This window comes from Myroides sp. WP-1 (assembly GCF_014145635.1).
Classification (GTDB): Bacteria; Bacteroidota; Bacteroidia; order Flavobacteriales; family Flavobacteriaceae; genus Flavobacterium.
This window is the reverse complement of sequence record NZ_JACHTC010000003.1, coordinates 313222-338925: the sequence shown is the minus strand read 5'-3', so window position 1 is coordinate 338925 and position 25704 is coordinate 313222. Positions and strand designations below refer to the sequence as shown.

The window sequence follows — 25704 nt, the reverse complement described above, 5'->3', positions numbered from 1 at the left end:
CACCACAAGATGAGATTTCTTTAAAGGGCCGTTGAAGATGACAACGTTGATAGGCTATAGATGTAAAGGCAGTAATGTCAAAGTCGAGTAGTACTAATAGCCCGTAAGCTTATGTGAATCTCCCTCTCTTAACTGAGAGGGAGGGCAACTTTCTAAAGGTATTTGTTAGTTATAATATACAATATTAGTTATAGGATTATTGATAAACTTATAACAACCGCTTTAGGGTGGTTATTGCGGCGGGGCTCACCTCTTCCCATTTCGAACAGAGAAGTTAAGCCCGCTAGCGCAGATGGTACTGCCGTAAGGTGGGAGAGTATGTCGTCGCCCTTCTTTTGAAAAGCCTGATTACGTAAGTAGTCAGGCTTTTTTGTTTTTGGTTATCAGTGAACTGTTAACTATGATCAGTGGCGAACGAGAGTTCGCTTTTTTGTTTGGTGTAGATTGGTGAGGTGATGAGTTGGTGAGGTGATGAGTTGGTGAGGTGATGAGTTGGTGAGGTGATGAGTTGGTGAGGTGATGAGTTGGTGAGATGGTAAGGTGGTGAGATGGTGAGGTGGTGAGATGGTGAGGTGGTGAAATCGGAACGTGGTGAAATCGCAACGCAGTGAAAATCGAAACGCAGTGTAGATTCATCGAACACCAAAACAAATATAAACTAGGTGAGATAGATGGTGAGATGGTGAGTCGCACAACAAACGACAAACGACAAACAACGCACAAAAAAAGCCCTTCTAAGGGCTTTAATTATTTCTTATACACAAATGTATTTACGTGCTTTTTGTTGCTTTAAACGTCAAGTAATTGACTAGGGTAAGAGTTCTGCGGTCTCTACGTATACTGGATCATTCGGGTGTAGTTTCGGAACAATTGCATGATACGTAACGTATCGTGGTCGACCACCCCAATTCTGAAGAAAGTCAACAGATAAGATGAATTCATTGAATCGGTTTTTTCTGTAGACATACTTAATATCTTCTGTATTGGATTCAACCCAATATTGTCCGATGATTAGGTCAAAGTATCTAAAGTCTATAGCGGCATTACAACCTTGAACTAATTTTCTATAGTCATATGAATTGTTAATGATAATAAACTCATTTCCTCGAAGACTTGGTACAAACAAGTTTTCTTTGGTGTTATAGCATCCGTATTGCTCTAAGTTTTCTGTTCGGATGAATTGGTCTCGGTCGTAGTAATCGTCGTTTATTTCACAGCCTGTAAATAGTGCTAGAGATCCGAGTATAATGCAATATTTTTTTATCATAGAAATTACTTTAAATGTTGTGGAATGGTACAGACAGGAATCGGATTGATTTTATGTTGATTAATTCGATTCAAGCGTGTATAAATAATATAGACTTCTTTTGCTCTGCCCTGATCAAAGTCTGCTAATGTTTTACCTTCTTCTACTGCAAGCATTGCTGCTTCAAGTTCATCGTACGTTGCTCCTAATTGATCTTCGTCCGTGCGCTCATCTCCAAATAATCCATCTGTTGGTTTGGCGTGTATAATACTTTGAGGAATGCGTAAGTACTCTCCAATCAAGCGTACCTGTGATTTTAATAAGTCGGCAATTGGACTTATATCTACACCACCATCACCGTATTTTGTGAAGAATCCCACACCAAAATCTTCGATTTTGTTTCCTGTACCAACAACTAGATAACGGTGAATTCCCGCATAGTAATACAGTGTAGTCATACGTAATCTCGCTCTTGTATTAGCTAGTGTTAGTGCTAGGAGTTGTTCTTCTGTAGTTGTTGGAACTTGTTGTTTAAAAAGTTCAAATGTTGCCGTTAAATCTGTTGTAGCGGTGCTTACATTGGGAAAGTTGGTTTTTAGAAAATCCAAATGTTCTTTTGCTCTATCCAATTGTGAACTTGCTTGGTGAATCGGCATTTCCACACAGAGTAATGGTAATCCTGTCTTGGCACATAAGGTAGAGGTAACGGCAGAATCAATCCCACCTGATATTCCAATAGTGAATCCTTTGATACCACTTTCTAAGGCGTAATTTTTAAGCCATTCTACAATGTAATGGGTTACTTCTTCGGTTTGAAAGTTTTGATTCATCATGGTAATTTTGTGATTGATTTGTGGTTCTTCTTTTTATATTTGTAGTGATGCGAATAATAATTCAAGAATACTATGTTCAAAATTAGCAAAATATCTTTATCCTTCTTGTTGGTTTCTAGTTTTTTTGTTGTGGGTTGCGGCAACCCTCAATCCAAGTTAGACAAAGAAGTAGAACAAATACCAATGGAAGTTGCTGTAGAGCGCTTTGATCAAGAGTTTTACAACGGTAAAGACGAGGATTTTCAATCGCTAAAAGCGAAATTTCCTTATATGTTTCCAGCAGGTGTATCCGATGCTGCTTGGTTAGAGAAGAAAAAAGATACTATTTTTCAAGAACTCCATGAAGAAGTAACCAAACAATATAAAGATCTAGGTTCTTTACCAGAAGAGTTGAAGCGTTTATTTCAGTATATCAAGTATTATTATCCTGAAGAATCGGCACACAAGAAGTTGATAACCGTTATTTCTGAAGTTGATGTTTCGGTTAAGGCGATTTATGCTGATACAATAGCTTTAGTAAGTTTAGACACCTATTTAGGAGCCGATCATCATTTTTATAAGAGTTTCCCGACTTATACCCATACCACGTTTGATCGTGCTCAGATCTTGCCTGATATGGCGGAGAGCTTCGTTGTGCAAAAATTGCCAAAGAGTATGGATCGCACTTTTTTAGGAGCGATGATTCAAAAGGGCAAATTGATTTATGCAAAAGAGACATTATTGCCTTCGGTGGCTAAAGAAACACTCCTAACATATACAAAAGAACAGTATGATTGGTGTGTAGCAAATGAATCACAAGTTTGGCGTTACTTTATCGACAATCAATTAATGTTTGATACCGATGGAAAATTAGCTGCTCGCTTTATTGATCCTGCTCCTTTCAGTAAGTTTTATTTGGATATAGACAGTGAATCACCTGGTAGAGTTGGTGTTTGGATGGGGTGGCAAATTGTTCGTTCATTTATGGAAAATAATAATGTAACTTTGCAGGAACTTTTTGCAATGAATGCAAAAGATATTTTTGAAAAATCAAAGTATAAACCCAAGAAGTAATGAGTAAAAATCACGTTTCTGATATCAATATTAGAGTAGAATTAGATGAGAATCGCGTTCCTGAAAAATTAACTTGGACCGCTAAGGATGGTGGAGTAGATAGAGCAAAATCAAAGGCTATGTTATTGTCAATATGGGATGATAAAGTACAAGAAACACTGCGTATTGATCTGTGGACAAAAGATATGCCTGTAGATGAAATGAAGAAGTTTTTTCATCAGACTTTAGTCGCTATGGCAGATACCTATGAACGTGCTACAGAAGATGAGAAAATGTCCGCTACCATGCGCGACTTTTGTGACTATTTTGCGGAGAAGAACGATTTATTGGACAAATAAAAAAAAGGGAGGTTTTAACAAAAACTTCCCTTCTTTATTATACTACCATGAGGTTGCAACCTCTTATATCAGAATGGTCAAATCGACCTAATATTTCAAAAGTGCCATCTTCGTATTTTTTTCCTAAATCTTGTGTGGCAATAAAAGAACACGAGTTGATATTGGCCAAATCAATAACGTTTACTCCTCCTGTTTTTCCAAAGTCTTCTATTCGAGTTAAAGGATCCTCAGGATCTCGAATGACAATATCCATCCAACTAGGGCATTGGAAAAGGCCATCACCTAAAGAATAGGCTTGAGAGAGTAATTCTGTCATTCCATACTCTGAGTGGATTTTAGCTACCCCAAATCCTTGACATAAGATGGAATGCAGTTCCGCTCGAATCATTTCTTTTCGCTTGCCTTTCATTCCTCCAGTTTCCATGATAATGGTGTTGTTTAGGCTAAATTTATGCTGTTCAATGATGTCAAGTAGGGCATAGGTTACACCTAATAAAAGTACATTTTTTCCTTGTTGATCTAACAATTGTAAGGTAGTGATCAACTCTTCATAATTATGGAGGTAAAATCCACTCTCAGGATGCTTAGATTCTCTGATGAAGTCTTCTGCCATATAGATAAGCGAAGACCCTTCTCTTTCTAAATATGAAGGCAGTAGCGCTAAAACAACGTAATCTTCTATAGGTCCGTAGAAATAAGCAAATCCCTTTCTAAAACTCTCTTCATAGAAAGCTAAGTCTGTTACATGGTGTTTGCTTGTGATCATGCCCGTTGTACCGCTACTAGTAAAAGTAGTTTGAATGGGTTGTGTACTACTTACTACGTCTTTACTCTTAAAGAATTCAATAGGAAGAAAGGGTACTTGATCTAAACTGCGAACTTCTGTAGGTGTTTTTCGAATGAGATTACAAAATTCACGATACACCGCATTGTTTTCATACTGAAAGCGATATACTTTCATCGCTACTTTATGAAACTCTTTTCGGGTTTGTATGCTAATGATATCTTCTGGTGTAAACACAATGCAATAATTTGATACAAAAGTACAATAAAAAAAGCATCCTTGTTGAAAGGATGCTTTAGAATTATCTGAAATGAGATTTGTTACTTGACAATTAGTTTTCGCGTTGCAGAGGCATTATTCTCTTTAATCTTAATAATGTAAATCCCCGCAGTTACTGTGTTGGGCAAAACTAATTCTTTGGTGTTTAGGCTTGTAGAGAAAATTTTCTTACCTACTACGTTGTAGATTTCAATTTCTTTAGCCTCATTCGTTTTTGTTTCTATTGTTATCTTGCCGTTTGTTGTTACGGGATTAGGATAAATAGAGAGATTTTCAATTGTTTTCACAACTGTTGCTTTATTTTGAGATGTACCAACCGTACTCACCTGAGCAATGCTCAGACCAGTAAACAATACAAATGCTATAATAAAGAAATGTTTATGAAAGTAATTTTTAATCATTCAAACGAAATTAGTCTCATAAAAGTAAGAAATATTTCTTATATGATAAAAAAAATATTTGCTTTTTAGGGCAAATATTTTTTCTTAACATAAATTAGTGACTTATTATCGTTTTTGATTTAAAAAAATCAAGTGTTATAACCCTACAGTCCAACCTTTTGTCCATTCAGGAGCATTTGCGCTGTTACCAGCTCCTTGGTTTTCACCTTCTACAAATACACCATTTACGTTTACTGATTCTCCTGCTGTATTTTTACCTTTTGCTTTTTCTGTCACATCAATTAGTTTTACATTGCTCACTAATAATGATCCATTTGCAACGTTTGCGATTGTTTCGTCATGTTCTACATCAAATGCTGTTTTCCATCCACTTAACACTACGTTTTTCAGTTTTCCTTTTGTTCCTTCGCGTAATTTCATCGCTGTTCCTTCTCCTTTTACTGCGGCGATTAAAGTAATACCGTCAATTGTTGGATTAGAATAAGGTTCTGCTGTTCTTGTTTTTGAATTGTTATCTGCTTCAAATCCTTTGTCTGCTGTTCCACTTTGTTTAGAGAACCAAAACTTATTCTCTTGTCCGTTCCATCCTTCTGTCCAGTCAAATTGATCGTCGTCATTGTGCGTAGAAACTAAGTATTGTGCACTAACTGTACCTCCAAACCACTCAAATCCGTCATCAGATCCTTCGTGAGCTTGTACGTATTCGATTTTTGTTCCACTTCCAACTCCAAATAAAGATAATCCGTTGAATTCTTTTTCGCTGTTAAAGTTTGCTCCAGCATATTCGATTCTCAAGAAACGGATAGATCCTGAATTGTCATTTGCTACATCCCCTCCGTATGTTAAATCAGATACCTCTGCAGTAGCTGTTTTTGCTTTGTTGATTGGTGCTTTTCCACAAACCACTAAACCTCCCCAACTTCCTCTCTTTTTCTCTAAAGCAGTCATTACAACTGGATTGGTATTCGTTCCTTTTACAAAGATTTGTCCTCCTTGTGCAACCGCGATATAAGAAGAGGTTCCACCTGTTCCAACGATTTCTACTCCTTCTTCAATGTTTAAAACTCCACCTTCTTCTACTACTAGCTTAGTTGATAAGTTGTATTTTTTATTTTTCTCTAATGTAAGTGTTTGTCCTTTTTTTACAGTTTGTCCGATGTTTTCTACTGGATTTGGACCTCCTCCGTTGTCGTTTGAATTGTCGTCTGATGAACAGCTAACGATTAAAGCTGATACTAAAGCGATTGATAAAGCTGATTTGAATAATCTTTTCATAAAGTAATTGTGTTATTTTATTTTAACTGATACAAAGATTGTCTACTTGTATGAACTGACAGTTAGCTCTTTATCATTGAATTGTTATGATATGAAAGAAGTATATTAATGAATTGTTATGAAGTGATTTTTGCAATAGTTTCACGCATTTTTCAAACAAGAAGCGATTTATCCCTTGTCTTTTACGGTTTTGGATCACCTCTACTGTGTATAATTACGTATAGTAAACAACTAAAAGAATTGAATTACATAATGAAAACACCTATTCGCACTATGTTGATTTATTTATAATATGGATTGCTTGTATATTCGTTATGCACCAGGTTGAATAGCTCACTTTTAATGAAAATTTTTGACGCGCTATGAATCGACCTAAGACAAGTGAAAGGCCTCTTAACGAATCCATTTCTTATAATCAGGTATAATTTAAACAAGAGCTTTATGAAATATTTTTTTAGGACTTTAGGGATAAGTCAAATCAGAGAGACTAATAGTAAGGGAGAGATACATTTATTTGCTGAGCAAACATTATGTGCTAAGGGAGTAGAAGTGATCCATGATAAGGAAAAGATTTTGAATACATGAAGGAAGGAGTAAAACCAAAGTCAATTCTGGTAGGCACAGATGTACAAGCTTTTTCTGAAGTAGTGGTTTGTTCTGGAGCAACTTGCGTTTGTACAGGAAACCCTTCTGCTTTTGCAACACTTTCAATTACCACAAATCAAAAGTATTATATCAGTGCGGTAGATAAACTTATCGCGACTGTTGAAGATAATCAATTTGTATCTGGACTTTCTCCCTTCCAACAATGCAAGCATAAAAAAGGGAAGAATAAAACTTGTACCTACCAACCTTTTGGAATTTGGAACATAGTGGGTAATGAATCAACACGCTCTATTGATGGACGTGGTATTTTAACGAAAAATGGAAATTTGCGTTGTGCAAAAGGTGGGGTGTTGTCGATACGGACTTCTGGTCAAGTAGAAGGTGTGGAGCAAAATGAAAAATGTATCAAAGGACTTCCTTGTGATTATAGAGAAGAATCTACCCCAACCAAGAAAGTTGATTTAGTTGAACACTCAATTCAACCCTCGGCCTATGCTTCTAAAGTATATGATTTAACACTGACTAATCTGGAACAACTTCACTGTGGTCATCTTGTTCGTGATAATACTCGTGCTTTGCGTATTCAGAAAGGGGATGAATTAATTTTTACTGCTTCGACTAATGCGAATGAAGAGTCAAAAAATATCAGTTGGAGTGTTCTTTATGCTAAGGGAGGATCTAGCATATTAGAAGACGGAAAAACAGGAAAAACGATAGTGCTCCATACAGCTGGTGATCAGTATGAAACATTTAGTACCAAACACAGAGCTTTTAGTTGGCAGCCACAAAAGGCGGGAGTATATATAATTGCGGTAAATACTACTCCTCAACTGAAAGTACAAAAGACTTATAAGGAGGCTTTTTACTACTATTTTGAGGTAGTGGATGATGCTACAATAACGTCTCTACAATTAAGTGTAAAGAAAGAAGATACACTCGTTGTTGGAGATCGTGTTAGCCTTGTCCTTCACAGTGATGTTAAGTTATCATCACAGCAAATCAACCAGTTGTGCATTAAAGTTAGTGCCAAAGATGTTCATCCTGGAAATCATACTGCTTTTGTTTTCACCTCCAAAGGAGCACAATCATTTAAACAAAAAGGAACAACATTACAAGCGACTTTTGATTGTGTGAATGTCAATACCTATCAGGTAGAGGTGTATAAAAATTTAATGCGGCATACAGCGATTCCCACACAGTATTTTAATGTTGGAAGTACTAGTTTGTTAGCAATTTTTCCTCCATTAGAAAGTGTTCGAATAGGTAGTCGTATTGTGTTTTCTGCGATGCTTAAAAGCAAAGGAATCATTAAACCTCAGTTGATTAGATGGTTTGTTAAAGTGCCTGATGGCGAGTTTTTTCAAGAACACTTTATCAAAGATGTTACTGTGCCTCTTACTTTTTCAAAAAAGGGGTACTATGTGATTAAATGTGTGTATGCCCCTGCAGGAGAGAAGAAAAAAAATCTTCAACATACAATAAGAGTAGTCGCGAATGCTTTGGAGAAAGTTGTTTTATTGCCCAGTAGTTTCGTAAGTAGTTTAAAAGACAACAAATACAAAATTTACTGTAACAATCGCGTTAAGGTTATTTTAGGAACAACCATAGGTTATCAGCCTCCTACAACTGAACCTGCTTATGTTGAAGTGCAAACAAGAGATGGGTCAACTCTTTTTACAAGAATCATTCAATGCGCTTCCTCGCCTTTGGAAAAAAGGATCATACGCTCTAAACATATTTGTACTGATACAGAAATTGTTTGGACATTGAGCTATATCAAAGGGCCTAAGAAAAAGATAGGATTCGGTTTGTCTATTTATTATACAAACTCAAAACCACAACCACAACTAAAAACGTTACGCGATGTAAAACAAGTAATGCTACAAAACCAAAAGGAAATTGTAGTAGATGAAGTTTTAGAACCGAAGTCTACATATCCTATTTACACGCAAACAGGTCGTATCGTTTTGCGTTCCAATAGGGCTCAATTTGATTTTAAATTTGAAGATGCAGGACTTTACCAATTGGATGTGACGCTCAATCATACGACCAAATCGTATGAAATAGAATGTATTTAATAAAAAAAAGCCCGCATTTTATGCAGGCTTTTCTGTGAACAGGGTATTGTATTTAGAAGGTATATTTAAAACCTAAACTAAAGTTTTGTCCAAGTTTATACGATTGTACTAAAACGTCTTGAGTTAAGTTTTCTTGTTTTCTTTCGATGGCTGGATCTAATAAGTTTCTCGCATTAAAACTCATACCGAATTTTTTAGAGAAATCATACTTGAAAGCAAAATCTAAAAATCCAAAAGCTTTGTCAACTAAGTTTCCGCTTTGCTCTGTCCCTAATGAATAAAGTTTATCTGAGAATTGTGCATACGAAAGTGTAGCCATTAATTTTTGATCATTTGCCCATTCTTTGATATAAGAAAGGTCTGCATTAAGTAATAAATCAGAGGCTCCTGTAAAACTAGCATTATCATGTGTAAAAGAAGTACTTAAATATTTGTTTTCTCTATTTACTTTTTCATTATCCAGTTTTTGGTAAGTTTTCATCAAGGAAGCGTTTAATCCTCCTGTAATTTTATTGGTCATAGCATCGTCAAAATTGAATAAGTTTTTGCGAACTTCAATTTCTATTCCTGCTGCATATCCATAGTCTCCTGTATTAGCGTATGTAATATCATTAGACGAAGAGGCTGAAACAATTTCATTAATTGGGTTCTTGATGTATTTTCCAAATACCGTTGCTGAAATTACTTCATCTGTTTTTGGGAAGTATTCCCATTTCAAATCTACGTTGTAATCATCAGAAGCGTATAAATCAGGGTTACCTACTTTAATTTCTGTTACGTCTTCATAGATGAAACGCGCTCTTTCTTTAAATTGGGGTAAGGTATATGTTTTAGATAAAGCGAAACGCAAGTTATTGTTGTCATTTGCTTCGTATTTTAAAGATAAGCTAGGTAAAAAAGCATTTTTTGTAAACTTATTACTTGTTTGGTCAGCATCTAATTGCGTTTGCCAAGTAACATCTTGTGAAATCGTTTCGAAACGCGCTCCAAGTGATCCAGATAATTTATCGGTTAAGCGATATTCTACATTTACAAAACCTGCGTGGATAAATAATTCCCCATCGTACGTTTGAGGTAATAATGCATTTGGTGTTCCCGCTCCTCCTCTAAAGGTATAGATGTCGAAGTAGCCCTTGTCAAAATTTGACTGGTTAAAGAACTGATCCAAAGCATTTGGATTGATATTGTTGTTATACTCTCTATTGATTTGGAAGACGAATTGAGTGGCTTTAAATTCTCTGTCTTTTTTTCTAAAATTGTATCCAACGGTTAATTTTCCATCGAATAAATTTTCTTCGTTTTTACCAAATTTGTAATCTGCCGAAATATTTGCTGCTAATTCATTTTCTTTTAGATCTTCGAAGTAACGGTTGTTGTCTGATCTAGAGTTGATAGAAAATTGATAGCTATCAATATCTTTGACTTTGTTTAAAGTATATTGTTGTCTATCTGGTGTTTGAGCTGAAATTGTATTGAAAGCAGTTCCCCAGTTTAAGTCAACTTGATCTGTTAATTTGTGATTACCCAATAATTGATTAACCATTAAGCGATCCTGACGGTAGGTTTGTCTGTTGATTTGTGTATAATCCGAGTTATCTAACGTAATATCTCTTACATATCCGCGATAATCTTCATTCTTTTCTTTTGAGTCGTTTACAAATAAGAAATTGTATTTTAGGGAGTTGTTTGCATTGATATCAAACTTAGCATTTACCATTCCCGTTGTATTCGTGCTATATTCAAAAGCTTCTAGGTTTAGATCTTTTGTAAATGAGTTTTGTGCTTGTGCTGTTCTAGTGATTCCTTCTTTTTGTTTGAAGTTATTGCCAAAAGATGCGGTTGCAAATAAATGTAGAGCAGATTCACCAAAAAAGAACGATTTTCCTGTATTAATGCTCAAACCAGCTCCCCAAGGACTGCGTGTGTCGTTTTGAGTAGAGTTCTTAAAATTGTACCCTTTAAGTGCATTAGCTGGAATTTTCGTGTTAGAAAAACCAAAGTAACTGCGATTAGATAAAGTTTTGAAGTTGTCTTGTTTTACCGCATTGGTGTTGATACTCGAACTTAATCCTACTTCTACAAATCCTTCTCCTGTGTGATTTTTGGAGATAATGTCGATATTTCCTCCTGCAAAATCTCCGTAGTTTCTTGCAAAATACGTTTTGTCAATGGCAATATATTCTACAATATCAGTCGAGAAAATATTCAAATCGATGTTTTTCTTTTCTGGATCATTTGAAGCTAACGGCAATCCGTTTAGCGAGGTGCTATTGTATCGATCTCCTAATCCGCGAACAAAAATAGTTCCCGAACCTTCTTGTTTGGCAACCCCTGTTGTTTTGGCAACTGCACTAGCAACGTCACTTACTCCTTTTCGAGATAACTCTTGTGATCCGATATGTTGTTTCATTTCAACAGAGCGTTGTTGCTCAATTAACAATGTTGCTTCTCTTGATTTTGAACGTGTAGCTTGTACAACAACTCCTTCGAGTTGTACACTTTCTGAAATTAAATCAACCGTTACTTCTACCGTTTGATTGGGTTTTACTTCTACGGTTTTGTCTGTTGTAGTATAACCAACGTAGTTAAAAGTCAAAGTTTGCGTTCCTTCCGGTACTTCTATTGTAAAGAAACCGTCTAAATCTGTATTTACTCCTTGTGTTGTCCCTTTGATGCTAACAGAAGCGAAAGCTAGTGGTTCTTTAGTTGTGGAGTCTTGTAAAAGTCCTTTAATAGTTCCATTAGATGCTCCAACTATTTGGCTAATAAATAATAGAGCGAATAGTAACATTGATTTCATAATTCTTATTTTATTTAAGCTAGTGCAAAGAACAAGCGTAAATATGTCTTGTGTGTTATCGCTTCTTTAACACATTTTATAGTAAACGTTATTAAATGGTTACCACATTAAATAATTGTAAACTTTACTTAACATAATGTATTATCTTTATCTTTGGACTGATTTATAACACACACATATAAAGCATGAAAAACGCAGACATTAAAGTCTTATTGGTTGATGATGAACAAGATATAATTGAGATCATCAGTTATAATTTAGAGAAAGAAGGGTATCAAGTAAGTACAGCAAGAAATGGAAAAGAGGCAATAGAGAAAGCAAAAAAAGAGCTTCCGCACCTTATTATCTTGGATGTAATGATGCCTGAAATGGACGGAATGGAAGCTTGTGAGAATATTCGTAAGATAGACAGCTTGCAAAACGTAATTATTGCTTTTCTAACTGCTAGAGGGGAAGATTATTCTCAAGTAGCAGGGTTTGATGCTGGAGCGGATGATTATATCACAAAACCTGTAAAGCCAAAAGTTTTAATGAGTAAAATTAAAGCTTTGTTGCGTCGCTTAAAAACAGTTGAAGAAGTGGAACAAGGTGACGTAATTCAAATCGGGAATATCGAGATCAATCGAGATGAATACAAAATCATGATTGATGGAGTGGAGTTGTCTTTACCAAGAAAAGAATTTGAATTATTGTACTTATTGGCTTCAAAACCAGGTAAAGTGTTTACCAGAGAAGAGATTTTAGATCGCGTATGGGGTAATGAAGTAGTTGTAGGAGGAAGAACCATTGATGTTCACATTCGAAAGTTAAGAGAAAAAGTGGGAGATGATTGCTTTAAAACAATTAAAGGAGTAGGCTATAAATTAGATATGTAATTGAATGTCAACACGCTTTAAAAAATCTTATAAATTTGCTGTTAAATCAGCTTTATTGATAACAATTTGCTCTCTTGTTATTACACTTCCCTTTATTTTTTTAGTTAAAGAAGGATTGGGTAAACTCCTTATCATCCACACGATATTGGTTTATTTTGCTTCTTTTTTTGTTATTCAATATCGAGTAGAGCATTTTATCTATCGTCGAATTAAAAAGATTTACGATAAAGTTTCGCTTCTAGAGCACACAGATCTTCGTGCTAATGCAGTTACTACCGATATGAAAACGCTGACGGAAGAGATTGAAAAGTTTGCAACCAACAAGAAAATAGAAATCGAATCGCTGCAAGTTCGTGAGGAATATAGAAGAGAGTTTTTAGGAAACATATCCCATGAATTAAAGACACCTCTGTTTATGATTCAGAGCTATTTGGAAACACTGACAGATGGAGCGATAGATGATTTAGAAGTGCGCGATCGCTACTTAGAACGAGCAGCACAAGGGGTAGATCGTTTAATCTATATTGTACAAGACTTGGATATGATTGCCAAGCTAGAGTCGGGCGACTTACACCTGAATATTGTAGAGTTCGACCTGATTGAGATGATTCAGAATGCCTTTGATTTCCTAGAGTATAAAGCCAAGAAGAAAAATATTTCTCTGATGTTTGATATGGGCTATAAGAAGCCAATTTATGTGTTAGGCGATAAAGAGCGCATCGGACAAGTGATCACCAATTTAATTGAGAATTCAATTAAATATGGAAAAGAAAAAGGAACAACCGAAGTTAGCATTGAGAATTTAGTAAAAAATAAATTGATTGTTCGTATTACAGATAACGGATTGGGAATTCGCAAAGAACATATTCCACGTCTCTTTGAGCGTTTTTATCGCATTGATAAAAGTGGTGCCCGAAGTGTTGGAGGGTCTGGATTAGGATTGTCGATTGTTAAGCACATCGTTGAGGCACATGATGAACATATCTATGTAGAGAGCAGCTATGGTTATGGTTCAGAGTTTTCTTTTACTTTGGAAAAAGCGGTTGATGTGCCTGCAGAAAGCGGAAGTTAATTTGTGTTCCCTATAAAAAGGTTTTACTTTCGTTATAATTATTTAATTTTGCATTGAATTTAAACGAATAACCCTGTGGGAAGTAAAAACAAGTTAAAGCGATTTAGAGAAAACGAAACTTTTGGTAATGTTTTCCAACCATCAAGAGAAGAAATGATTGCTAGATTGCCACAAAAAGGCAAATGGGCGTCGGAAGTGTTTAAAAACAATAACCCTATTGTTTTGGAATTAGGCTGTGGAAAAGGAGAATATACGGTAGAGTTGGCTCGTCGTTTTCCCAATACTAATTTTATAGGAATCGATATCAAAGGTGCTCGTTTTTGGAGAGGGGCTAAGACTGCTGTTGACGAAGGATTAACCAATGTCGCTTTTCTACGTACGCAGATCGAATTGATCGAGTTTGCTTTTGAGAAAGGTGAAGTAAGTGAAATTTGGATTACTTTTCCAGATCCACAAATTAAATACAAGCGCACAAAACACCGCTTAACTAACACAGAGTTTTTACAACGTTACAAGAATATCCTAACTCCTGATGGTGTTGTGAATTTGAAAACCGACAGTGAGTTTATGCACGGATATACACTAGGATTGCTACACGGTGAAGGACATGAAGTAATTTATGCAAATCACCACGTATATAAAAACGAAGGGGCACCTTCAGTGGTAACTGAAATTCAAACCTTTTACGAATCACAGTATTTAGAACAGAATAAAGCCATTACTTATATTCAATTCAGAATTAAATAGCGGATGGATCACTATTTTATCTTATTATTCTTTGGCTTTTTAGCAGCAGTGATTGGAGTATCTCTTCCTGGGTTACTCAACATGACTGCTGTTAAAGTAGCACAAGAAAGAGGAAAACAGGCTTCTATCTTGTACATTGCTGGAGCATTATCTATTATTTTTGTTCAAACCTATGTGGCTATTTTCTTTGCCAAACTCATCGATTCTAGTCCATTTATAACGGAAATCTTACACGAAATAGGTTTACTTATTTTTGGATCATTGACGCTTTACTTTTTGGTTTTTGCCAAACGGAAGGAGAAAAAAGAAAACGATACGGTCAAGCGATTAAAGAATCCATATGTCTACGGTGCTTTGTTGGCGTTGATCAATGTCTTTTCTATTCCGTATTACGTTTTTCTCAGTGTTACTTTAGCTTCGTATCAGTACCCTATTTTTGAATGGGCTTATACCGTTATCTTTTCCATTGGTGTAGTTTTTGGTTCGGCACTCATGTTTTACGCTTATATTTCTGTGTTTAAGAAAGTTGCTAATGAAAATGCCTTTCTATTGCGCAATATTAACTACGTGATTGGAACAATAACAGGAATTATCTGTTTGGTAACGATCTATAAACTATTGCGCTAGTGAAGGATTCAGCTAACTTTTTTGAACGTGTATACGATGTGGTTCGCGAGATTCCGTATGGAAAAGTAACGACCTATGGCGCAATTGCTAAAGCGATTGGAGCGCCTCGTTCTGCTCGAATGGTGGGCTATGCAATGAATGCTTCTCATTTTGACGATTCTGTTCCTGCACACCGCGTGGTCAATCGATTGGGGATGTTAAGTGGAAAACACCATTTTGATGGAACTAATCTCATGCAACAACTACTAGAAAGCGAAGGTGTTGAGGTCAAAGATAATCAAGTACAAAACTTTAAATCAATTCTTTGGATCCCAGCTGTCCAATTTTAATTAGTTCAGCGGAAAGTTAAGACTAAAATAGGTGAGTTCCTCTTTTCGATTAAAAGTCAAGTATCCGTTGTGCATTTCCACAATGTTTTTGGATAACGGCAATCCAATACCTGCACCATCTTCTCGTGTAGTATAAAACGGAATAAATATTTTAGGTTTTATTTCTTCTGGAATTCCCTTTCCGTTGTCTATGATATCAATCCACAGGCGATTGTTGCGTTCAAATACATGAACGTGAATTGTTTTTTCTTCCTGATTTTTTACCGCATAAATAGCATTTGTCAATACATTGATGAACACTTGTTCCATTTGTTTGGCATCCCAATATTGAGATACTTGTGTTTCAATAGTCGTGTGTAAATCCACCTTATACTGTTGACAGATTGGCTTGAGAATAGCCAAACTATTTGCAATAATTTCAGCGCTGTTTACCCAAGTTTTTTGAGGACTCGGAAGCATCGTTAGCTTGCGGTAATTATCGATAAAATGACGCAAGTGATCTGTTCTATTTGCAATGGTCTGAATACTCAATTTTAAATCATCCATATCATCAGCGGTCAATGGAAACTCTTCTTCAAGAATACCTAAGGTATTATGCGCCAAAGAATGTATAGGCGTTAAGGAATTCATGATTTCATGTGAGATTACTTTCATCAAATTTTCCCAAGTGTCTTTCTCTTTCTTGTCTAATACTTTTTGGATAGAATCAAGCAAAACAATATAAAATTCTTGGTTTTGACTCATGGTAATCGATGTTTGTAGGATGAAGGTTTGTTTTTCTTCTCCTTCAAATTTCATATCAAGAGAGTTTTTTGACTCTTTAAATTCCAATTGTTCAAGGTGATGCGTCAAGTTGGGCAATAAACGCGAAAGATTTTGCCAAGATTTTACTTTGGGAATATCGAATAGTTTGGCGAAGTAATCGTTAATTAAAAAAATGTCCCATGTGTCTTTATTGCGTTCAAAAATAACAATGCCCGTCTCTAGGTTGTTGAGAATGTTGAGGTATACTAATTCCTTTACTTCATTTTGTTCTTGCTCGTGTTGTAATTTTTGATAGAGTTGTTGCAAATTGTGAAAGGTCTCATTGACTTGTTTTTTGTTGGATTTCAATGAAAAATCATTGTAGATCATGGCTAAAACTAAGCGGTCAATGATGCTATAATACTTTCGTTGAAAGGAATATAATTCGATTAAGAAACCAATAATAACTAGTATTGCGATGAAGAAGGTGTAAGTATACGCTTGTAAAAACAACCAAACGGCAACCAACGATAAGCCGATGATGACCAGGATACGCATAAAAACTTTGAAGTGGAATGACATATGGGGTGGTTGTTAGTTTTTAATATTATATTTTTCGAGTCTTCGGTACAACGCTGCACGCGATAAACCGAGTTCATCCGCAGCTTGACTGATGTTGCCACTGCATTTTTCTAGTGTTCGAATGATTGTGGTTCGTTCGATGTCTTGGAGTGTTGAATCATCAAGGGATGTTTCTTTTATTACAGCGGCAGAGATCCCAAAATCTTGAAGGTTTAGTTCTTCTGCATCAGTTAGAATTAGCGCGCGTTCAACGCGATTTTGCATTTCGCGTATATTACCCCTCCACTCATAATTACAAAGAGAATCTAAGGTATGAGACTGAATTACTGGAATAGCAATTTGATATTTTGTTGCGTATTGTGCCATGAAGAAATCGAGCAAAGCAGGAATGTCCTCTTTGCGTTCTCTTAGTGCGGGTAAAGGCAGAACCACCGTATTGATTCTGTAGTACAAATCTTCTCTAAACTCTTTTTGTGCAACTTCTGTTTCAATATCTGCGTTAGTAGCAGTGATGATACGAACATCTACAGGTCGTGGCTGTGATTCGCCAAGGCGAATAACAGATTTTGACTGTATTACTTGTAGCAGTTTTGCCTGTAAATGTAGCGGAACATTGCCAATTTCATCCAGAAAAATCGTTCCTCCATGTGCGGCTTCAAAACGGCCTGCTGTATCTTGTTTGGCATCTGTAAATGCTCCCTTGGCATAACCAAACAATTCACTCTCAAATAGATTAGCATTGAGAGATCCCAAATCTACATGAACAAAAGGTTGTGCTTTGCGTGTCGAATGGTTGTGTATATACTCGGCTAATACGTATTTTCCTGTTCCATTTTCACCTAGAATTAAAGTGTTAACTTCCGTTTGAGCAACGCGTTGCGCCATGCGGTAGGTTTTCTGAATAGCAGGAGAGGTTCCTTCAAAATAAGTAGAAGCTTCGAATTTTACTACTGGATCTTGTTCTTTTTTGCGTCGTTGTTGTACTGCTTTTTTGACAATATCGACTAAGTGATCGTTGTCCCACGGTTTTAAAATATAGTCAATCGCTCCTAGTTTAATCCCTTCAACGGCTGTTTCTACATGCCCATAGGAAGTCATGAGGATAATTTGCGCCTGTGGATAGTTTGCTTTAATCTCTTTAAACCAAAAAATCCCCTCTTTTCCATCTTCAAAACCTACGCGGTAATTCATGTCAAGAATAATGACATCCACAGGTGTTTCTTGTAAAATTTCAAAGATTTTTTTAGGATTGTTATTCGTTAAAACCGATTCGAAATGACGTTTTAAAAGCAGTTTAGCAGCGATTAAAACTTCAGTATTGTCATCTAAAACGAGGATCGTGGCATTTGTCTTTCTCATGTCGAAGGGCTGTGTAGTTTAAAACCGAACATTAGACTGTTCACTATCGAACACTCTAAAAATGATTGTATGTTTATCTTGTTGAATTATAGGTGTTTATGTCTCTATTCTTTCTTGGCATACTTTTGTTATTATTCTTGTAAATCAGCGTACTATGGATAGAGTTTTACCTCGTAAAAATAGAAAAAAACAAAAGATTTTACTAATTATTGGTGGAGTCCTTCTTTTAGGGTTGACTTCTTATTTTACTTTTTTCCAAGATATTGTTCTCAATGTATCTAAAAAAGAAATTCGAATGACAGAGGTGAAAGAAGGTGTTTTTGAAGAATATATATCCTTTCAAGGAAAGGTAGAACCTTTACAATCGCTTTTAATCAATATTGCAGAAGGAGGTGCCGTTAGCGAAATATTCGTCGAGAACGGAAGCGTTATTCAAAAAGGTGACCCTTTGGTTTTGTTGCACAATCCGAGTTCTGAATTGGCCTACATGTCACAAGAATCCTCTTTGATTGAACAGATGAACAATTTAAATGTCAATCTGATGAATATACGCAACCAAGAAATAGGTTTGATGAAAGATCTAATCAGCATTGAATACGACTACAAAAATGCTGAATTACAATATACACTAAATAAGAAATTATTTGACCAAGAGATTTTATCTTTGAATGAATGGAATCAAACGGCAGAGAGCTTTTCTTATCAAAAAAAGCGCAAAGCGCTGATGGAACAAAGTGTGGAAAAAGAAAAGCAATCGAATCAAGTTCAAGTTCAACAAATCAACCAATCTTTGGCGGTTATTCAACGCAGCTTAGAGAAACTGAGAGAAAACAAACAAAATTTCTTGCTTAAAGCTCCTATATCTGGCCGATTATCATCGTTTGAACCCATGTTGGGGAAAACGTACAATGCAGGTGAAAGTATTGGTAAAATAGATGTATTAGAAGGATATAAATTGGTGGCGAATGTCGATGAGTTTTATTTGGATCGCATTGTGGTTGGACAGAAAGGACAGGTAGATATCAAAGGGCAACTTGTTCAGGTAGAAGTGAGTAAAGTATTACCTGAAATTATCAACGGCCGATTTGAAGTACAACTCAATTTTACGACAGTTGAGCAATTGAAATTACAAGAGGGAAATAGTATGGGAATCAAGTTGTTTCTATCAGGTAAAGAACAGCGATTGCTCTTGGCAAAAGGAAGTTTTTTTACCGAGACTAAAGGCGAATGGATTTATGTTGTAAAGGACGGAAAAGCAGAACGCCGAAACATCGAAATCGGTAGAGAAAACCCTGCTTATTACGAAGTTGTTTCCGGATTGTCTGCTGGGGAAAAAGTTATTATTTCAAGTTATAAAGATTATTTAAGAGTGAATTATTTACAGTTAAAAGAATAGTTATGGTTATAGCAATTAAACAATTGTCTCGTGTTTTTCAAACGGAAGAAGTAGAGACAACCGCTTTAAATGAAGTGTCATTAGAAGTTAAAAAAGGAGAGTTTATTTCCGTAATGGGGCCATCGGGGTGTGGGAAATCAACCTTGTTGAATATTATAGGTTTGTTAGATGACGCTACTTCGGGAAGTTACCGTCTATTAGAGAAGGAAATGGTAGGGTTAACAGAAAATCAACGTGCCTTAATTCGAAAAGAAAACATTGGTTTTATTTTTCAAAATTTCAATTTAATTGATGAGTTGTCGGTGTATGACAACATCGAATTGCCGTTGATATACAACAAAGTTCCAAGTAGTGAACGCAAGAAAAGAGTGATGGAAATTGCAGAGCGATTAAATATTGTACACCGTTTGAAGCACTATCCTCAACAACTCTCGGGAGGACAACAACAACGTGTTGCAGTAGGACGTGCATTGATCAACAATCCGAAGATTATTCTTGCCGATGAGCCTACAGGAAATTTGGACAGTAAAAACGGGGCGGAAGTGATGGAGCTTTTGACCGAATTACACCAACAAGGAGCCACCATCATTATGGTTACTCACTCGCATCATGATGCTTCTTATTCTGAACGCACCATTTTGATGAAAGACGGAATGATTTTATCTGAAAAAATCAATACAAAAATCGTAGATGTATTTACGGTATAAAAAACAAAACATATGATACGTTTTTTCTTAGGGTTATTGTTGTTTTTCTTTAGCCTATTGGTAAGTGGTCAAGTAAAACAAAATCATGTTATTGCAGGTCAAGTTACCAAATTAGTTGCGTCTATGCCATTGGAAATTCAAGTGGACGCAACGTCAGATTCTAACACGGTTCGCGTTGAAGGAACGCAAGAAGATTTAGACCATGTCTCAATAAGACAAACAGGTTCAACGCTCTACGTGGATATGAATACAAAAAAATCCAAAAAGAACTTGTACAACAACAAAGCAAAAGTATTTATTGCTCAGTCGAAAATTGTGGATTACAATGTAAGTACCACTGCGCATGTACAAGTAAATGGACGCGTTCAAGGAGGAACTGTAGCGCTAAAAGCAGAAGCTGCTGCTTCCATAACCGCTGATTTTTCAGCAACGAATGTGACCATTAATTTAGATTCCGCTTCGAAGTACAAAGGGGATATCACCGCCAAGAATATTAAAGTTAGCCTTGATAGTGCTGCAGGTGCTACCGTAACAGGAGATGTGGAAAACTTAACCATTAATGTGGATAGTGCAGCCAAATTCGATGGAAAGAGTCTGAAAGCTAAGTTTGTCAAGGTAGAGGCAGATTCAATGGGGAAAGCAGAAGTTTATCCGATCGAAAGTTTAAATGCTTATGCAGATTCGATGGGGAGAGTTGTCTACTATAATACACCAAAAGAATTAAAAAAATACACAGATTCGATGGGATCTGTGAAGTCAAATTAAGCCAATACTATGTTGTTCAGCTGGTTCAATACATTTAGTAAAAACATTCAAAAATCAATTTTGTTCTTTTGTTGGACAATTTTAGGTTTGGCCATCGGTATTGCGTGTTTGTTACTGTCTTTGTTTTTCTTACAAGATGAATGGAGTTATAATAAATGGATTGCCCATGTAGAACAATATTACGAAGTTAATGTTACCGTTGGTGAAGAAGCCAATGCTATTGTTGTTCCAGCAGCAGTCGGTCCTCAATTGTTACAACAAGGAGAAATTGACAATTATTGCTACTACGCTTTAGATTATATTGATTTCTATGCAGAAAGCAATTTTCATCAAGCGGTTGTCAATAAAATATTAAATACACAACCCACGTTTTTTGACTTTTTTAATTTTGAGTTTGTGTACGGCAGTGCAGATGAGGTAATCAAACACCCTATGCGTATTGCTATTTCTGAAAAAGTAGCACAACAATTCTTTCCTTATCAAGATCCAATAGGTCAAACACTCTCTTTGGCCCATAGTCCTTATCAAGTGGCGGGTGTATATAAGCTCGATCACAAGGCTACGATTATGCCCGATGTTGTGTTGATGAATATGGAGTGGAATGATGAGGTAGAACCTTCCCTGTGGCAAGAAAATGGAGGAGGTTTAGTTGTTCAAGTGAAACAGGTAAATGATCTTTCATCGATGGCATCAAGGTTGATCACATGGATTGAGAGCAATCAAGATCAATTGATCGAAACAAATGAAAAGATGGAAAAATACAATGTTTTTCTATCTCCGTTGAAAGAGGGACGCTTTGTTTCGAAACAAACGGCTTTGTTGGAAGGGAAAACAAATAAAGAAACGCTCAATCTACTGGTTGGTTGTTCTATTTTAATTTTTTTATTGGCGGTATTAAACTACATCAATCTTAATCAAGCGGGAATTTTAGCGCGTTTGAAAGAATTTCAAGTTCGAGCCATGCTCGGTAGTTCGAAAGGACAATTGAGACTTCAAATTGGATTTGAAACGCTGCTAAACGTATTGATGGCTATGGGAATAGCTCTAATGCTTGTGGAGTTTAGTATGCCTATTTACAATGCGTTTTTACACAAGTCGATTCACATTAAGCATCAAGTACTATGGAGTGGAATTGTGCTTGTCATCAGTGTTGTTGTTCTTTTAGCTGGAAGTATTCTTTCCCTTTATGTTACTCGACTCGTTGGTCAGTTATATCAAGTGAAAGCGTGTAAAAAGCGAAATAAAGGACTTCGATTACGAGAGGGCAGCTTGTTTGTTCAAATTGCTATTGCTTTTTTCTTTGTTGTAGGTGGATGGATTATTGCGCGACAAGTGCATTTTATGGAAGAAAAACCTCGTGGTTTTCAAGGAGATCAAGTGGTGCAAGTCAAACTTTTTACCCAACAAATTCGCCGTAAACTCTATCGAAACGATAAGCTCGTGCGTGAAATCGAGAAGATCAAAGGGATTAAAACAGTTGCACTAGCCACTATAGCCTACGAAGATAAGTCGATTAACAATAAGTATACGGCGTATTATGGCATGCAAAAGATTCCTGATTTTGTCATGGAGGGAATAGATGATTACTATATCGATATGGTAGGATTTGAGAAAATAGCCTATCAACCTATTGCAGTAGACAGCCTACCAAAGGTGTGGATCAACGAAAAATTTGCAGCAAAAATGGGTGTTACACCCCAAGAGGCTTTGGGTAATGTTATTTCGTATGATCGAAGTACTTACCTTATTGAAGGGGTTGTGAAAAATTATTTTAGTGCTGGGTTTGAAGATGCAATTCAACCTATTCTGTTATTTCAATGGAAAGATATCGAATTTCTACCCTACGGAATTAATTATTTGTCTATCGAATTGGATCCAACAGTTAATCAAGCAGAAACTTTAGAGCGTTTGCAATCGTTTTGGATCGTCAATGTCGATTATGAATATCCTTTTCAACAACAAACCATTTCTAAACAATTTGAAGGAAACTATCAACATATTAAATCTCAAAAACGCATGTTTTTCATTTGGAATGTTGCAGTTGTTTTTATGGCCTTATTCGGCCTTTACGCAAGTCTATCGCTCTATTTAGAGCAAAGACAAAAAGAGATTATCATCCGAAAAATAGTAGGGGCTAGTACGCGTGAACTTTTTTTCCTCTTTGGAAAACCATTTTTTAAAGCCGTGGTTTTGGCCTGTTTAGCCGCCGTATATCCAGTTTATTGGATTATGGATACCTGGTTAAACAAATTTAAATACAGACAAGAAATAGAAGGATATCCTTTTGTGTTTTCCTTTCTATTAATCGTCGGTCTGGTTTATCTGATCATTTGGACCAAAGTACAGATTGCCACAAGAGTTGATTTTATAAAACGCATTAAATACGAATAATGTATGCTGAAAAATTGGTTTAAAATATATGTTTATAACAGTAAGAAAAACAAGGTATATTTCTTATTGACTCTTTTGTGTTTAGCCATCGGTATAACGGCTGTATTGCTGTCGACACTTTATTTTAAAGAAGAATATTCGTTCGATCAATGGAATGAAAATAAAGAAACGATTTATTTTGTCGAAAGTGGTGGAGGGAAAGTCATCCTAAGTGGGCATCCTATTCCTCTAGCTGGAAAATTAAAAGAAGAGTACCAGTGGATTGACGATTATTTGCTTTATGGACAGTATCAATCGCTAGTTGTAGAACACCAAACAAAAGAATATCGTTTGGATAAGATATTAGCTACCAATCAAAGCTTTTTTGATTTCTTTCCGTACACCCTAGTCTATGGAACCAAAGAAGGGTTGTTTCAACATCCGAATGAATTAGTATTGGAAAAGAAGCAATCGGATTTGTTGTTTGGGCAAGGAGTGAATCCGATAGGCAAACAGGTTAAAATTGACGAGGATTTTTTCACGGTGGTTGGGGTATACTCCTTAGAAAACAAGAAAAGTAGCTTTATGCCAGAAGCTGTTGTCAATACGTATCAGTTTTTGTCCGCAGAACAACAAGCCGCTTGGAGGCAACCGAAAGTGGGCATTCTAGTGAAGACGAAGCATCCTTCAGAAACCATACAAGCAATAGAAGAGCTGTACAAAACGTATTACTTTACTCCTTGGGCTGCAGAGTCGAATATGAAAGTGGATGATTTTATTACGCAAATGAAAGGGATTATTGCGTTAGATACAAAATTGCATCACCTCCCTGAGATTCACTTTCAAAGGGAGGCAAGTATAACAGGAAATATACTAGAACCCAAAGCGAATGTAAAAATGGTTTACATCATTGTTGGTTTATCTAGCTTGATGTTTTTATTGTCCTTGTTTAACTATGTCAATTTAGCGCTTTGTCAGATTTTATATCGCGCCAAAGAGGTTGGCGTGCGAAAAGTATTGGGAGGTGTTAAATGGACGATTATCAAGCAAAGTTTGATGGAAACATCGTGGACGATTTGTCTTGCTTTTGGCTTAAGTGTTTTCTTTTTTTTAGGGGTGAGGCCTTTTGCTAACGCTTACTTAAAAGTAGATATCTCCGTGCAATTCACAGCATTTGTCTTCTTGTTTGTTGGGGTGTATGTTTTAATACTGCTGTTGGCCGGATTAATACCTGCACTTTATATCGCCCAATACCGTGTTTTACGTGTATTAAAAGGAGATTTTTCTCGTTCTCGTTCCGGGAGCTGGATTAAAAATAGCTTTCTTATCGTGCAATTTGCCATCGCTTGCTGGTTTAGTGTGGGAAGTTATGTTGTCTATCAACAAGCCGCTTATATGACCAAAAAGGAGTTGGGCTTTAATGGATCCCAAGTGCTTGCTTTTCACTTTTTGCCCGAAGTCTATGACAAAACAAAAGTGCAGCAATATGAAACGTTTAAAAAGGAAGCTTTAAAAATAAAGGGAATTGAGCAGGTGGCTGTTTCAGGGTTGGGATTTGGAAATAACAACAGCATGTCTAGCATAAGTATTTTCGCTTATAAGGAGAATCCTCAGATAATGGCGATGAATATTAAGGCAGAGGCTTCATACTTTGGTATGATGGAAATGGAGTTGAAAGAGGGACGTTGGTTAGATACCAATTTGGCGAATGATAGTATTCAAAATATCCTCATCAATGAAAAACTACTTCAAGAATTAGGGGAAACGAGTGTGGAAGGACTCAAACTTAATGACAAAATCGTGGTTGGAGTGATCAAAGATTTTCACACCAATGGATTAGAAAATACCATTTCTCCTATGATGTTTATGTTGCCCAATGGAGAAGATACTTACTTTTATGAGGTTACAATGAAGGTAGATGTAGAACAACTCGACACATTTCTTCCTGCGCTTGAAAAATTGTGGCTTACATTTAATCCAGAGACTAAGGCGCCTTTTAGCTATCAGTTTATCGATAAACAATTTGCAGAAACGTTTGAGAAAATACAGCAGCAAAAACGAGTGCTGTTTTATTTGAACTATATCGTCATCTTTATTGCTTTATTTGGTCTTTTTGCGGTGTCGTCTTTTACGATTGGTACCAAGTTAAAAGAGATTGCAATTCGCAAGGTTTTAGGTGCAAGTCGAGAGGGACTGATTGGAAAATTATCCTATCAGTATTTAATCTACTGTTTTATCGGTTTTGGTCTGTCTATTTTTCCAAGCTATTATTTGTTGAATAAATGGTTAGAGGATTATGCCTACCGCATTGAGATAGGCTATGAAGTTTATGTTGTGTGTTTTGTACTGATCGTGCTCTTAACTTTAATTATCGTAGTTAGCCGCGCATATAAAGCAACAAAAGTAAATGTATTAGAGTATATAAAATATGAATAAAC

At 36.1% G+C, this 25704-nt stretch carries 21 protein-coding genes and 2 rRNA genes; 15 read left to right on the top strand and 8 right to left on the bottom strand.

Features of this window, described 5'->3' with window-relative positions:
* Both H4K33_RS04990 and rrf read left to right on the top strand, forming a co-directional pair.
* Positions 1 to 118 (top strand): 23S ribosomal RNA (locus H4K33_RS04990); the annotation flags it as partial.
* 105 nt (positions 119 to 223) lie between these two features.
* Positions 224 to 333, top strand: a 5S ribosomal RNA gene (rrf, locus tag H4K33_RS04985).
* Between the two features lie 475 nt (positions 334 to 808).
* Here the strand turns inward: rrf and H4K33_RS04980 are convergent.
* Both H4K33_RS04980 and nadE read right to left on the bottom strand, forming a co-directional pair.
* A complete protein-coding gene (locus tag H4K33_RS04980; RefSeq protein WP_182647372.1) occupies positions 809 to 1267 on the bottom strand; it encodes a hypothetical protein in 459 nt (152 codons plus the stop codon).
* Between the two features lie 5 nt (positions 1268 to 1272).
* Complete coding sequence (nadE, locus tag H4K33_RS04975) at positions 1273 to 2079, bottom strand: NAD(+) synthase (RefSeq protein ID WP_182647371.1); 807 nt, start codon at positions 2077 to 2079, stop codon at positions 1273 to 1275.
* Between the two features lie 72 nt (positions 2080 to 2151).
* Here nadE and gldB point away from each other — a divergent pair, with 72 nt between their 5' ends.
* The gene (gene gldB / locus H4K33_RS04970) at positions 2152 to 3132 is read left to right on the top strand and encodes a gliding motility lipoprotein GldB (RefSeq protein ID WP_182647370.1); all 981 of its coding nucleotides are present in this window, start codon (positions 2152 to 2154) and stop codon (positions 3130 to 3132) included.
* Positions 3132 to 3470 (top strand): gliding motility protein GldC, encoded by a 339-nt coding sequence (gldC, locus tag H4K33_RS04965; RefSeq protein WP_182647369.1) that lies wholly within the window; start codon positions 3132 to 3134, stop codon positions 3468 to 3470. Before gldB ends, gldC begins: the two co-directional genes overlap by 1 nt.
* A gap of 37 nt (positions 3471 to 3507) precedes the next feature.
* Here gldC and H4K33_RS04960 read toward each other — a convergent pair whose 3' ends face one another.
* From H4K33_RS04960 to H4K33_RS04950, 3 genes are all read right to left on the bottom strand, one after another.
* A complete protein-coding gene (locus H4K33_RS04960) occupies positions 3508 to 4491 on the bottom strand; it encodes an acyl transferase (protein ID WP_182647368.1) in 984 nt (327 codons plus the stop codon).
* 83 nt (positions 4492 to 4574) lie between these two features.
* Positions 4575 to 4934, bottom strand: a complete 360-nt coding sequence (locus H4K33_RS04955) for a T9SS type A sorting domain-containing protein (protein WP_182647367.1) — start codon at positions 4932 to 4934, stop codon at positions 4575 to 4577.
* A gap of 135 nt (positions 4935 to 5069) precedes the next feature.
* The gene (locus tag H4K33_RS04950) at positions 5070 to 6209 is read right to left on the bottom strand and encodes a hypothetical protein (protein WP_182647366.1); all 1140 of its coding nucleotides are present in this window, start codon (positions 6207 to 6209) and stop codon (positions 5070 to 5072) included.
* A gap of 581 nt (positions 6210 to 6790) precedes the next feature.
* On the opposite strand from H4K33_RS04950, the gene H4K33_RS04945 reads away from it, so the two are divergent.
* Positions 6791 to 8893, top strand: a complete 2103-nt coding sequence (locus H4K33_RS04945; protein ID WP_182647365.1) for a DUF4280 domain-containing protein — start codon at positions 6791 to 6793, stop codon at positions 8891 to 8893.
* Positions 8894 to 8945: 52 nt separating this feature from the next.
* Here the strand turns inward: H4K33_RS04945 and H4K33_RS04940 are convergent, their stop codons facing one another.
* Entirely contained in the window at positions 8946 to 11693 is a 2748-nt protein-coding gene (locus tag H4K33_RS04940; RefSeq protein ID WP_182647364.1) for a TonB-dependent receptor, read from the bottom strand.
* A 185-nt stretch (positions 11694 to 11878) separates the two neighbouring features.
* Here H4K33_RS04940 and H4K33_RS04935 point away from each other — a divergent pair, with 185 nt between their 5' ends.
* The 5 genes from H4K33_RS04935 (at position 11879) to H4K33_RS04915 (ending at position 15343) form a co-directional block, all read left to right on the top strand.
* Positions 11879 to 12568 carry a response regulator transcription factor gene (locus H4K33_RS04935; protein WP_182647363.1) on the top strand — a complete coding sequence of 230 codons (690 nt, stop codon included), beginning with the start codon at positions 11879 to 11881 and terminating at the stop codon, positions 12566 to 12568.
* Positions 12569 to 12572: 4 nt separating this feature from the next.
* A complete protein-coding gene (locus tag H4K33_RS04930) occupies positions 12573 to 13640 on the top strand; it encodes a cell wall metabolism sensor histidine kinase WalK (RefSeq protein ID WP_182647362.1) in 1068 nt (355 codons plus the stop codon).
* A 75-nt stretch (positions 13641 to 13715) separates the two neighbouring features.
* Positions 13716 to 14387, top strand: a complete 672-nt coding sequence (trmB, locus tag H4K33_RS04925; protein ID WP_182647361.1) for a tRNA (guanosine(46)-N7)-methyltransferase TrmB — start codon at positions 13716 to 13718, stop codon at positions 14385 to 14387.
* A gap of 3 nt (positions 14388 to 14390) precedes the next feature.
* Complete coding sequence (locus H4K33_RS04920) at positions 14391 to 15014, top strand: amino acid permease (protein ID WP_182647360.1); 624 nt, start codon at positions 14391 to 14393, stop codon at positions 15012 to 15014.
* Positions 15014 to 15343 carry an MGMT family protein gene (locus H4K33_RS04915; protein ID WP_182647359.1) on the top strand — a complete coding sequence of 110 codons (330 nt, stop codon included), beginning with the start codon at positions 15014 to 15016 and terminating at the stop codon, positions 15341 to 15343. Before H4K33_RS04920 ends, H4K33_RS04915 begins: the two co-directional genes overlap by 1 nt.
* Here the strand turns inward: H4K33_RS04915 and H4K33_RS04910 are convergent, their stop codons facing one another.
* Positions 15344 to 16669: a PAS domain-containing sensor histidine kinase gene (locus H4K33_RS04910; protein ID WP_182647358.1), complete on the bottom strand. Its 1326-nt coding sequence runs from the start codon at positions 16667 to 16669 to the stop codon at positions 15344 to 15346.
* 12 nt (positions 16670 to 16681) lie between these two features.
* Entirely contained in the window at positions 16682 to 18028 is a 1347-nt protein-coding gene (locus H4K33_RS04905) for a sigma-54 dependent transcriptional regulator (protein ID WP_182647357.1), read from the bottom strand.
* A 154-nt stretch (positions 18029 to 18182) separates the two neighbouring features.
* On the opposite strand from H4K33_RS04905, the gene H4K33_RS04900 reads away from it, so the two are divergent.
* The 5 genes from H4K33_RS04900 to H4K33_RS04880 are packed head-to-tail and all read left to right on the top strand — an operon-like array spanning position 18183 to position 25702.
* On the top strand, positions 18183 to 19424 hold the full coding sequence (locus tag H4K33_RS04900) for an efflux RND transporter periplasmic adaptor subunit (RefSeq protein ID WP_182647356.1): 1242 nt from the start codon (positions 18183 to 18185) through the stop codon (positions 19422 to 19424).
* A 2-nt stretch (positions 19425 to 19426) separates the two neighbouring features.
* Entirely contained in the window at positions 19427 to 20131 is a 705-nt protein-coding gene (locus H4K33_RS04895) for an ABC transporter ATP-binding protein (protein WP_182647355.1), read from the top strand.
* Positions 20132 to 20143: 12 nt separating this feature from the next.
* Positions 20144 to 20896 (top strand): GIN domain-containing protein, encoded by a 753-nt coding sequence (locus H4K33_RS04890; protein WP_182647354.1) that lies wholly within the window; start codon positions 20144 to 20146, stop codon positions 20894 to 20896.
* 9 nt (positions 20897 to 20905) lie between these two features.
* Positions 20906 to 23287, top strand: a complete 2382-nt coding sequence (locus tag H4K33_RS04885) for an ABC transporter permease (protein ID WP_182647353.1) — start codon at positions 20906 to 20908, stop codon at positions 23285 to 23287.
* Positions 23288 to 23290: 3 nt separating this feature from the next.
* On the top strand, positions 23291 to 25702 hold the full coding sequence (locus tag H4K33_RS04880; protein WP_182647352.1) for an ABC transporter permease: 2412 nt from the start codon (positions 23291 to 23293) through the stop codon (positions 25700 to 25702).
* Positions 25703 to 25704 lie beyond the last annotated feature (2 nt).